Source organism: Rossellomorea pakistanensis (genome assembly GCF_016908495.1).
Taxonomy (GTDB): domain Bacteria; phylum Bacillota; class Bacilli; order Bacillales; family Bacillaceae_B; genus Rossellomorea; species Rossellomorea pakistanensis.
Window position 1 is genome coordinate 162,579 of the sequence record NZ_JAFBDZ010000004.1, and the last position, 12,851, is coordinate 175,429.

Annotated in this window: 8 protein-coding genes; all 8 read right to left on the reverse strand. The window is 36.0% G+C overall.

The genetic code is table 11. The features are described 5' to 3' along the window. Positions 1-55 precede the first annotated feature (55 nt). The 8 genes from JOC86_RS18430 to JOC86_RS18465 all read right to left on the reverse strand — a co-directional run bounded on the left by JOC86_RS18430 (position 56) and on the right by JOC86_RS18465 (position 12,803). Entirely contained in the window at positions 56-1,051 is a 996-nt protein-coding gene (locus JOC86_RS18430) for a LacI family DNA-binding transcriptional regulator (protein WP_205174418.1), read from the reverse strand. Between the two features lie 80 nt (positions 1,052-1,131). Then, positions 1,132-2,013, reverse strand: a complete 882-nt coding sequence (locus JOC86_RS18435; RefSeq protein WP_205174419.1) for a DMT family transporter — start codon at positions 2,011-2,013, stop codon at positions 1,132-1,134. Continuing rightward, the gene (locus JOC86_RS18440) at positions 2,014-3,690 is read right to left on the reverse strand and encodes an amylo-alpha-1,6-glucosidase (protein WP_205174420.1); all 1,677 of its coding nucleotides are present in this window, start codon (positions 3,688-3,690) and stop codon (positions 2,014-2,016) included. A 384-nt stretch (positions 3,691-4,074) separates the two neighbouring features. Further along, the gene (locus tag JOC86_RS18445) at positions 4,075-7,137 is read right to left on the reverse strand and encodes a glycoside hydrolase family 2 TIM barrel-domain containing protein (protein WP_205174421.1); all 3,063 of its coding nucleotides are present in this window, start codon (positions 7,135-7,137) and stop codon (positions 4,075-4,077) included. A 116-nt stretch (positions 7,138-7,253) separates the two neighbouring features. Further along, the gene (locus JOC86_RS18450; RefSeq protein WP_205174422.1) at positions 7,254-8,075 is read right to left on the reverse strand and encodes a carbohydrate ABC transporter permease; all 822 of its coding nucleotides are present in this window, start codon (positions 8,073-8,075) and stop codon (positions 7,254-7,256) included. Further along, a complete protein-coding gene (locus tag JOC86_RS18455) occupies positions 8,072-9,001 on the reverse strand; it encodes a carbohydrate ABC transporter permease (RefSeq protein WP_205174423.1) in 930 nt (309 codons plus the stop codon). Before JOC86_RS18455 ends, JOC86_RS18450 begins: the two co-directional genes overlap by 4 nt. Positions 9,002-9,102: 101 nt before the next feature. Further along, entirely contained in the window at positions 9,103-10,350 is a 1,248-nt protein-coding gene (locus JOC86_RS18460; protein WP_205174424.1) for an ABC transporter substrate-binding protein, read from the reverse strand. A 608-nt stretch (positions 10,351-10,958) separates the two neighbouring features. Then, positions 10,959-12,803, reverse strand: a complete 1,845-nt coding sequence (locus JOC86_RS18465; RefSeq protein ID WP_239587696.1) for a nitrilase-related carbon-nitrogen hydrolase — start codon at positions 12,801-12,803, stop codon at positions 10,959-10,961. Between the last annotated feature and the right edge of the window lie 48 nt (positions 12,804-12,851).

The following is a 12,851-nucleotide window of genomic DNA, read 5'->3' on the forward strand; positions in this document are numbered from 1 at the left end:
CCAATTTCTCGTTCAAAACACAGAGAAATTAGGTACTAACGATCTCATAATTCATTTAATCCTTAAGGGATCTGGTACTTTCCCTTTCGATTAACTTCGTATGAATGATGACTTTTTTACAAACTTCCCTTCTTGTGGAAATTCGTTCAAAAAGTAAGTCAACTGCTGTTTCCCCCATTACTTCCGTGTATAGCTTTATTGTGGTTAGAGGAGGGACCATGTATTGGGAAGCCGCTACATCATTAAAACCAACGATACTAAGCTCATCAGGTATTTTCACTCCAAGCTCGTATGCGGCCTTATAGCAGCCAACAGCGATCGTATCATTTGCTACAAATAATGCTGTTGGCCTATGAGCATTACGTAACATCTCTTTAGAAATGGTGTATCCGTCCTTTGGATTATAGCCTCCGATTCTTACATACTCTTCTTTATATAACTTTCTTTCCTTTAAGTAACTCTCAAATACATCCTGTCTCAAATCTTTAAATCTATTGCCAAACATGTCTGTATCAATTCCACCAATAAATCCGATGTCTTTATGACCTAATTCGATTAAATAATGAAGGGCACTAGTCGTCGCTGAATTGAAATCAATCACAACAGAATCAAATAGAGACGAATCTGGATTTGAATCGACAAAGACACAAATTTTATCTAATTCCTTAATAAAATGAATGTCTTCTTTTTTAAAGGTCCCTAAACAAATCATTCCATCAATTTTTTTCAGGCTTTTTTTGGTATCATTTTTCCCAACTCTATATAGCTCAAATCCATTACTTTTAAGTTTTTTTTCTAATGAAACTCTAATCGAAAGATAATAGGTATCGACTAGCTCCTCTTCAAGTGAAAAGGAATAATATAATCCAATTTTCTTTTTCGGTTTTGTTTTTTTCTTAGGAACCATTTTATAGGCTAGTTCCTCAGCCGCTTCAAACACTCTTTTTCTCGTTTCGGGTGATACATTTAAGGTTTCATCGTAATTTAATACACGTGATACAGTTGTGATTGAAACCTGGGCTAGATCTGCTATATCTTTAATTGTTGCCATCATTTCTACCTACTTAACATTATTTATTTACCTTATTTTACACAATTTAGTGAAAAGATTGAAATCTTTAATCTTGTCGTTTATGTGATTTCTTTAAGGTATTTCTTTTTCAAAAAAGTAAGCTTTGTTTCAGAAATAATAATTGCACAAAGGATAAAGACTGCACCTATAATCATTTTTATTGTCATCACTTCACCTAAGATGGTAACGGAGAAGACCATTCCCCAAAAGGATTCAGTCGAAAGGATGATGGCTGCTTTAGTATCTGTGGTGAATTTCTGAGCGATTGTCTGTAATAAAAACGCTACTGTCGTTGATACGATCCCTAAGTAAAAGAGAGACGTTATCCCTTCTCTTTCAATCGAAAAACTCATTTCCCCTTTTAATAGTATCACAATGAAGCCGATCAATGATGCAGCCATCATCTGAATAAGGGTTAAATGAATAGGATCCTCATCCTTCACAAATTTAGCTGTATAGAAAATATGAAAAGCAAAAGCAACGGCACATCCTAGCGTTAATAAATCCCCTATATTGATTTCAAAGGATAGCTTTAGTGATAATACACCTACCCCAATGATCGCCAAAATTGCCCCTAATAGTTCAAATTTATTGATTTTCTTCTTATATATAAGGAAACCAATAAATGGTACGATCACAACATTCACAGCTGTTAAAAATGCATTTTTCGAAGGAGTTGTATATTGTAACCCTACCGTTTGTAAAGCAAAGGCCAAATACAGAAACACACCAATTATTGTCCCTTTTATAATGGTTTGTTTTTTAATAAATTTTAGCTTTTTATAAAAAACACAGCTTAATAGGATGACGCCAATGAAAAACCTAATCGCCATAATTTGGTAAGGTGTATAATGTTCAAGAGAGATCGCACTTGCCACAAATCCACTTCCCCATATGACTGCCGTCACCATAAGACTTATTTCCCCGATATATTTTCGCATTTAGTCCTCCATGCTTTTATTTTCCAATAGTAAAAGAAACACACTTGACGTCCATGTAAATGAGGTATCTACTAAGCCCTTTCCAGTGATAGGATCAAAATTTTCCGCCATTCCACCAATTAAGGTGAGGTTCAAAAATTTATCACGTATTCGATCTCCGATTTCCTGATAGCCATTGTTTCGTAGAGCATCAATAAAAAGATATGTCACCGGCGCCCAAATGGGACCAAGCCAATATCCATTTTCTTTATAATACTTACTTTTTACACCCTCTGTAGCTAATCCATAATTCGTTTCAAACTCGTCTTCTAGATTTGCTACTAATTTGTCTAGAATGCTTCGATCTAACCTATATCCAATGATAAGAGGTAATCTAAGAATTAAACTAGTTCTTATTTCGATTTTTTCTCCTTCTCTCCCAACTCTTCCGAAGAAGCCTTCTTCATCGTGAAGTCTTTCCATTAGGAGCGTAAAAAGTGAATCTGCTCGTTCTTTAAAGCTCGTTGCTTCCTCTTTCTCGCCTAATATTTCCGCAAACTTAGAAAGGATGTCATAGGATCTTATTAAAAAGCTTGCAAGATCAGGTGCTTCTACAGGCATTCCCTTATGAAACAAAGAAGCATTGTCCCAGCCAGAATCGTTCCCATGCTTATAATGTGGTAATTTTCTGGGATAGGTTCGATATAAGTCAAAGTATTTCAATACTTTTTTCGTAGATTCATAGACCAATCTTACTCTTTTTTCATTTTTGAAATAGTCATTCTTCTTCATTAACTTTTCATATGTGTAGGCAAAGATAGGAGGTTTAATACAGTTATAGGAAACGAATTTATCATTGACAAAATCAGGATATGCTCCAGACGCATCTTGCATACCCATAAATATCTTTAACTGGGAATAAGCGAGTTCAGGGTAATGCTCCCCCAGATTTAAGGCATTAAAACAATTATCCCAAGACCAAATATTATACATCCACAGCTTCGACATATACATGGCATGATCTTGTAGAATCCCATGAGGATGAACGACGCTGGACCAGGTTATATAGGCTGCTCGCTCTATGGATGAGCGGTACGTTTGGATTCCCTTACTCATATTCGCAAACCATTGTTGGTATTCCTGTTCGACCTTTTCTCTTCCTTTATGAAAAGGTTTATATTCTTTTTTTTGACTAACGACTCGATAGCTCTCTACGACGAAGTGTCCATCGTTCATTCGAATATCCACAAAATCATTTCCAATTATATTCCAAGGTGCGTTTATGGATAGTTCACCCGTTAACTCTGTAATCTTTAGCTTTAATTCCTTTGGATAGATGTGATATTCAACTATTCCATCCTCTAACTCTATTAACGTATCATATTTTACTTTTTTATCTCTGAGTCTTAATTCTACACCTTTCACTTCAATATGAAGTTCATCTTCTTCTGGAATGATCATTTCTACATAATGTTCTTCGTCTTCATGCAGAAACAATTTTAAAGAGGTTTCTGTTGCTACGATATCAAACGGTTTTTCGATCCCATCTTTTAAAAGGGTTATTTTGAATAGCTTGGATGGTGCTTCATCTCCACCATGGACATCTCTAATGTATACATTCTCTGAATCCTTTTCTTTAGAAATACAGAAATAAGAACCAAATCTTGAAAAGGGTATTTCGCTTATGTCTAAATTCATCCCGAATCTCTCCTCTAAAAGAAATGAATGGAGCTATCTCATAAGTCGAAGGTTGGCTTTGAGATGCCCCTTTTTCATTTTTATAACGTTGATATAGTGAATTGACATTTCTTTCGACAGTCTGCACATGAGAGCGTATTTTCTGCAAAAGGTTGATCAAACGATTGTGGTTTTCTTTATTAGTGAGGATTCTAAATCGTAACTTGTGAATAAAATTCGATACTCGTGCACAAATTAGCCATTCTCGTGCATAATTTTGAAAAGTCGTGCATATCCTCTTCCTTAATAAGAAAATAAACGAAAACACAAAGATATGCACACCGCCGTTACCTCAAGCTCCCAAAATTTGAAAATGAACAATAGAAATCCTCATGGATCAGCCCATTATCGAACCCTAAAGAACTTACTCTCTTCCACTATGTCATCTTTCTTAATTTTTCTCATTTCTAACTCAATCATAAAGTCTTCGATTCTGACTCGATATTTGGGAAGCTGCTCTTCTCCACAGCTGTTACTTCCAAGACCACTTTGTCTATAGTCAATGGTTAAGACATTAAATGGAGACTTTTTAATTTCCCCTCTATGCTTCGCCTCTTCAAGAGCACTCGTTTCATAGTCATGAATGGTAAAATCCTTAAGCTCCTTAAAATTTATGATAAATGATTCGTCTTCCTTCGATAATGCAAGGAATGAAGCATCGCTTCTTAAACCATTTTCTTGAGGGTAAACATAATCTGTATGCATCTCTTCTACCTTTTTACGATAAAGTCCAATACTTTGGCTTCTTTTACTATCTGGATAGCTTTCTAAGTCCCCGCGGCCAAACCATGTAACATCACGATATTCATTATTTACATTCATGGTAATCCCAATTCGGGGTACCATTTCCGGGACTTCCTTCCCTCTAATGACTTTCGTACCTTTCAATTGAAGATTTAAGACACCCTCTTTTGTCATTCTGTAATGATAAATAAGCTGAAAGCCCCAAGCTTGATTAATGGAAGATAGGTACTTCGTGATCTCAACATCTATATACCCTTCATTCACCTGATAATGAATAGAATCCACCTGTTCTTTCGCATCCTTCAAGAAATATCTATTGATCCAGTCATCCTTCTTATACATATCATTATCAATGACAGCTCTCCAAAGTGTGAGCTCAGGTCCGTTACTGACAAACTCCTCACCTTCTACATGAAAAGATAATAATTTCCCGTATACCTTTGAAAAAACGATTTTACATTCATCGTTTTCTACTATGAGTTGTAGGTCATCTTCAAGAATATTGAGTTCTGCTATATCATCGTTACCATTACTTTTAACGACTTTATTAACTTTTGTTGCTTCAAGGAGAAAAGCTTCTTTCGTTATAAGGTGACCTTTACTAGCATAAGAAGTATCCTCTGGTTCTAAATAGCTTAAATGAATATAAACTTCGTCATGCTTTAAAGCTTCTTGAAAACTTATCGGTAAAGTCATCACCAAATCTTCTTGGGCGCCGATACTTCCTAAGAGTAATTCCTTTTCTTCAATGAGTACATCAAAGGATACGACCTTGATGTTTAAAATCACTCCCTCAAGATTACGAAAATCATAGCGGTTGGTCACCTTTATCTTTAAATAAGTCTGATCCATCATCTCCGTTACGATTGGTTCAATGACTTTTTTGTATTCAATTAGACCCGGTGATGGTGTTCGGTCTGGGAAGACGAGACCATCTATACAAAAGTTTGTATTCGTAGGGAAATCACCATAATCTCCGCCGTAAAGATAATTCACATTACCGTGTTCATCCACTTGTTCAATCCCGTGGTCATACCATTCCCAAATAAATCCACCTTGTAACCTCGGGTATTTCCTCATTATTTCTTGATATTCAGTCAAACCACCAGGACCATTTCCCATGGCATGACCATACTCACATAAAATATGTGGTTTTTTCCCCTCGTTATCCTTTCCAATCTCTTTAAGCACTTTTAATCTTGTGTACATGGTAGAATAAACGTCACTATAAGCAGCCATCCGGTCTCCCTCATAATGGACTAATCTAGTAGAATCGATTTCTTTTATCGCATTATACATGGCTGTAAAGTTTCTACCTGCACCTGATTCATTGCCTAAGGACCAAATGATAATACTTGGGTGATTTCGGTCTCTTTTCACCATCCGAACCGCTCGATCCACATATTGTTTTTCCCACAATTCATTGTCACTTAGCCAATGGTAATTTCCTGTGTTTTCAAAGCCATGACATTCAAGATCCGCTTCATCCATCACATAAAGCCCATATTGATCACATAAATCATAAAAAAGATCATTGGCAGGATAGTGTGATGTCCTAACTGCGTTAATATTATGTTTTTTCATTAATAATACATCTTGAAGCATATCCTCGTACGTTACTGTTCTTCCCATTTTCGGATTAAAATCATGTCGATTCACTCCATTAAAGAAGATTCTTTGACCATTAAGTCTTATTTCATTATCAATGATGTCAATCGATCTTACCCCAAATTGTAATGGAATCATTTCTTCTTCAGCATTCGGTAATGAATACGCGAGTGTTAGTTTATATAGGTTCGGCGTCTCTGCACTCCATAACAACGGTTGATGCATCTCTCTAAATGCATGAAATCTTCCATCTATTACGTCGATGAAAAATTCATCTACTTGTGATTCTTGATTAAACAGCTTAACCTTTATTTCTTTTACTTTATCTGTAAAAAAACGCCCTGCTACTTTTAAAGTAAAGTTTTTATACTCTTCATCTGGCAATGTTTCAATAAATACATCCTCTACCGTATGATGATTGATTCTAAAGAACTCAACACTTCTAAATATGCCTGAGAGCCACCACATATCCTGATCCTCTAAATACGTTCCATCGGAAAACTGATAAACTCTAACGGTTAACCGATTATGACCGTTTATCACATACTTGGTTAGATCAAACTCTGCTGGCATTCTTGAAACTTTACTAAAACCGACATGATGTCCATTCACATACAAATCAAAAGCTGAATCTACACCGTTGAATTTTAAAATTAATTTTTCATCTTCATTTAGTTCGTTTAGCGTTACATCTTTAAAATATATACCCGTAGGATTTTCTTGGGGTACAAATGGCGGATTAATGGCAAACGGATATAGTACGTCTGTATAATGCATTTTCCCATAACCTTTTAATTGCCAGCAGGATGGAACCTCGATCGTATCTAAATGATCGATATCGAATTCTTTTGCTGCAAATTGTGGTGGTGAAAACTCTGGAGCTTCTAGAAAAAGAAACTTCCAAGGTCCATCCAGTAATAAATATCCATCACTATTTTCTTTATTAAACGAAACGGCATCTTCAAAATCTCTGTATCTATAAAAATCGGTATGAGCAGGAAGTTTATTGATCCCAGTAAGGTGAACGTTTTCCCATCTCTTCATTTCTCGTAGCATTTCATATCCTCCGTTTTTACTTAGGCTGTTTTCGTAAACTTTGTTGCTAAGATCCCCTTATGTTCTTGATGTCAGAAGGGAAAGGGGCAAATAGCCAATTTTATACAAAGAGATCCTTACTTAATGGATCCACTGATTCCTTCCACAATATATTTCTGCGCAAACATAAATACTAATATTGGTGGAACAATCATAAACAATGTTATCGACATGATCGGTAATATTTGAAGGTCGTGTACGCCCTTAAAAGCCGCTAATCCTAGTGCTAAGGTATACTTAGATTGATCCTGTAAATAAATTAAAGGCCCTAAATAATCATTCCAAACCAATAGAATGTTTAAAACCGCTATTAAGATTAACGGTGCTTTCATAATCGGCAGAAATATTTTATAGAAGATTTGGAATTCATTGGCTCCATCGATTCTTGCTGCATCTTCTATATCCCGAGGGATATTCATTAAAAACTGTCTAAGTAGAAAGATAAAATAAGCCGATCCAAAAAATGCTGGAACAATTAACGGTTTTAATGTGTTAATCCATCCAAACAGATTAAATTGCATATACAGTGGAATCATTGTAACGTCCCACGGAATCATCATCGTTGATAAAAGCAAGATAAATAGGATTCCTTTATATTTAAAGTTAAATCGTGCAAAACCATACGCAACCAATGAACACGAAATGAGTTGACCAATCGTTGTCATGACGGTAATGATGATGGAGTTTTTTAAATACACTCCAAATGACTGACTTGTCCATGCATCAATGAAATTCTTAAACTGAGGAATTTCAGGGAAGATTTTAGGTGGAAAGCTAAATACTTCTGCTTCCGTCTTAAGTGCTGTTAAGATCACCCATACAAAAGGGAATAAAAAGTAAAGGGAAAATAAAACAAGAAGGATATAAACAACGATTTTATGAGTTTTTGTAATCTTCATGATTTCTTCCCTTCCTTCTTCACTTCATTTTCATAGAACACCCATGCAGACGATGATTTAAATATGATTAATGTTAATAATAGAATGATGATGAACATAAACCATGCATTTGCACTCGCATAGCCGAGCTTATGATGTTTGAATGCATTGTTATAAACAAATAAGCCATAAAAATACGTTGACTTTAATGGTCCCCCGCCCGTCAAAAGCAATACTAACGTTAATTGCTGTAAAGCAGCTATAACAGAAGTAATCACATTAAAGAGGATGGTTGGTGTGATACTTGGAATAGTAATGCTAAAAAACTGCCGCAACGGACCTGCCCCATCAAGGGCCGAAGCTTCATAAAGCTCAGGTGAGATTCCCTTAATGTCTGTATAAAAGATAAGCATCATGGTTCCAACTCCCCAGGCACTTGCAATCACGATTGTGACGATGGCCCATTTCGGATCAATGAGCCACTTCGGACCTTCAATCCCGATAAAGGATAATAAATAATTCAACACACCATACTCAGAGTTAAATATCCACCCCCATATAATCGATATCGCTACACCTGAAACCACTGTTGGAAGATAGAATATCGTCCGAAAGGCTTTGATCCCCTTTACAGGTTGTGTGATTAAAAGCGCAAGCATCAATGCTATGATTAGGTTAAGAGGTACAAAGATTAACGTAAATTTAAAGGTAATAACTAAAGATTCATAAAACTGAGGGTCTTGCGTAAACATTTTCTTATAGTTACCAAGCCCAATGAACTTTGGATCACTCGTAACAGGCCAATCAAATAAACTCATAATCAAAGAAAATAGTAATGGTCCAATCGTAAAAACCAAAAACCCAATGATCCACGGCAGAATAAAAAGATAGGGGATCTTATTGCTCACTAGCTTGAATTTCTTTGGTCTTTTCTTTTTTGAAAACATAAAATAACCCCTTAGGAAAAATCAGATTTACTTACAATACATCGAATTGGAAAAAGCATCCTAAAACAGCTCTTGATGCTTTTCCGCATTTAAAATGATCTTTACTCACTCATTTCTGATACTTCATTTAGCGCTTTCTTTGGCTCCATTAACGTACTTGGATTAAATATTTGTTCAAATGCAAGGTTTAAGCTTTCAGAAACAACACTCCAGTCTTCCACTAGATAGGATGATGGTGTATAACCATCACTCTTTTCAAGCATCGAATAGAATACACTTTTAACCGGATCTTCCTCTAGCTTCTCTTTTTCTACTAAACTTTTAAGTACAGGAAGTTCATACTCAATTCTTTGTTTATTCGCTTCTTCCCCTGTCCAATATTTCATGAATTCAAAGGCAGCTTCTTTATGCTTAGAATCTTTTGACATCGCTATACCAGAAGAACTAATGATACTCACACTTTTTCCATTATCAAACTTGGGTAATTCAATCACACCATAATCAATTCCGGCTTCTGTTAAAGTCCCAAGTGACCATGCACCGTTCACAAACATCGCAACTTTTCCTGACTTCATTTCAGTTGCACCTGAACCTTCAGTTGTTACCGCATAGCCTTTTTTCAGCATATCTTGAAACATATCAAAGACTTCAATCGACTCAGAGGAGTTAATCTTCCCCTTCAGCTTACCTTCTTTATCTACATAGGAAGTACCATTGCTCCATAAATACATTTCAAAGTCATATGGATCCGGTTGTCCTGAAAAAGCAAATCCAGAAATTTTCTTCTCTTTATCCGTCAATTTCTTAGCGGTTTCTTGTAGTTCCTCCCAAGTCCAGCCAGCCTCAGGATAATCGATTCCTTTTTCATCAAAAAGTGTTTTATTATAGTAGACTACATGAGTTGTATATCCAACTGGCAATCCTAGTACTTTCTCATTTTGAGTATTATAGTTCCATAGAGCATCATAAAAATTATCTTTATAACCCTCCCCCTCTTTTTCAATATAAGAATCAAGAGGTTCTAAAGCATCTTTGTATAATGGATAATTCCACATGTACATAACATCTGGAGCATCATTCCCACCCATACCAGCTGCTATTTTCGTGTCAAAATCAGCTCCGTATGCTTCAAGAACAACATTAATCTTGTCATGCTCAGCATTGAATTTATCGACTAAGTCCTGCTGCAAATCCAGCGTTTCTTCAGAGTCCCATGTGGCAAATCGAATGGTTTTAACACCATCTTTTCCCCCTTCATCAGCACCTGATGATGAGCTGCATCCAGACAGTAGTAAAACAGTAGCAATCGCAAATAACAAAAACATTTTAAATTTTCTGTATTTTTTCATTATACCCCTCCTCGTTATTTACATTTGATTATAGTTTTTATTTTACTAAATGTAAACGTTTTATTTAAGTTTTTACTAAAATATTTACTAATTTTCGGAATGTATAACAACCCCTTTTGGTTCTAACCGGTATTCCTCATGGGCTTGCGCAGTGCAAATATTAATAAGATACCTAATTTAAATGGCCCATTCTACTATTCATAAGTTTTCACCATTTTACTAAAATATATTTCATTTACTGAGCACCTCGATTTTTTTCCTTTGGATAAGTTGAAAGCACTTTGTGTAGTCACTCTTCTAGATTTTTGAGTACGGATTGGATTATTTTCAATTGGACCTCGGGGAAGATTAGCGGATTTCGTGCTAGAAGATAGGGTTTATTTTTTGAAGAATAAAGGAATTGCACGAATTTTCATTTTATTGAACAAAAAATAAAATAATTGCATATTTAGAGTTATTTACATATAAAAGAGCCAATCCTCGATCTTTACGGTCTAATATAAAAAAAGCAACGAGAGGGGTACCACCGTTGCCTTTTTCATAGATTATTAAACTTCAAGTTCTTTCAAAATACTCTCTTATGAATTACCTTTGTTTTCCCTTTTATACTATTCCTCCACTAACGGTACAAAGTTTGGCGTTCTTCGTGAAAGGATTAATTGTTCTTGGTTAAACCAAGCATCAGATTGCAGAGTGTTAAACTTCACCACCAAAGCTTCTTCTTCATCCTCTGAAGCAACAACCGGTTGATCAAGGCCATATAAAGGATCGAGGGTGTATAAGCTACTTCTTCCTTGATAATCACGATCTGTCCCAATATAGTTTGCTATCACCGTGTAAGCTTGGGCTCCTATTGCAACCGCATCCCACGTGACCATTGAACCTTCTGGATATTCATTAACCGAGAGTTCTTTGTTAATTTCCATCGCACCGCCAAATTCTCCATGCCATGCTGAAGGGATCGCTATGATGTCAGCACGTTTAACTGCCAGTACACCTGATGCCTCAGGATATTGTGCATCTTCTCCTAATAAAACTCCGATTCTTCCTAACTCTTTCGATTCAAACACTGGTAAAGTAGAACCAGCTTCAGCCCATTTTTTATCAAATTTATTAAGGTGTGTTTTTTGATATTTCCCTATCGTTTCACCACTAGAAGACACAAGCTGGGCAGAATTATATAAAGACTTGTTCTCCTTTTCAATAAATCCATAAACAATAGATACTCGATATTCTTTAGCTATATCTGCTATGAATCTAGCTGTTTCTCCCTGAGTATCCTCAGCTAGAGCTTCTATTTCTTTTTTTCTTTTTCCATCAACGGGTCCCGTTAAGGAGAGTTCAGGAAGAACAACTAGGTTTAAGTCGTTATTTTGTTTTTTGGCTTCCTTTACCAGTTTTATAATTTTTTCTTTATTTTTCTCTTTATCTCCAATAATCGGTTCATATTGAAGAGCCGCTGCTACTACCTCATGGGAAGTTGTATTTTTTGTATAATCCCATGGGGCTACATAATGAACGATCTCCTTGTACAATTCTGGTCTTCTATTTTTTAGCCCTTCTTTATTCTTATTATCAAAAAGCTGAGGGTCAATGGTTGCATAAGTAATTGTAGGTTCGTCGACATCCTGACTTTCATTCATCACGACAGAGGCTTCTGCAAGTTTTTTTCCTTCTGGTGACCAGATTGCGCTCCCTCCGACCATGTGAAATCCATTCTCCGTATTAGAGCGGTTAGCACTAATAATATACATTCCATTCTGTTGTGCTCTAGCAGGAAGGGCGGAAATCGTTTGTGCGGAGGAATTAGTAGGAAAAGCCAAGATGTCAGCCCCTTTAATGCCTGCTAATCTAGCCGTTTCGTAATAGGCAGAATCCATACATATATTGATGGCGATTTTTCCAATCTTAGTATCAAATACTGGTACACCTAAATCTCCCCAGGCAGCCCAGTGCATTTCCGTTTCCCACATCTGTGTTTTACGATATTTCCCTATATAGCCTTCTGGCCCCACCAAAGCAGCTGAGTTATAATACATTCCTGTTTCGTTCTCGACTTCTGCCATTCCAAATACAATATAGGCATCATATTTTTTCGCAAGCTTAACAAAGGCATCCGTCGTTTTACCAGGAATCGTATCAACGAAAGGACGAATGGCTTCACGGTTTGCATAGTCGTAACCGGTTGTAGACATTTCTGGTGCAACGACAAGTTTGGCTCCTTTTGTTAAAGCTTCTTCTGTTATTTTCAGTAGTTCTGTAATGTTTTTCTCTCTCTCGTTTAGAATAGGATTGAACTGGATGGAAGCCACCTCAAAAGGTTCAGCTTTTTTCTTTTGATTGTTTTGATTATGTGGTTTAGCGAAGGAATCTGTTGAGCCAATTTCACATCCAGATAATATCAAGACTGAAATGAACAAAAGAAATAGGATAATATTTTTTTTCATAGACATCTATTACTCCTTTTTTAAATGATTAGAGTGTATTCGATTGAATGTCTT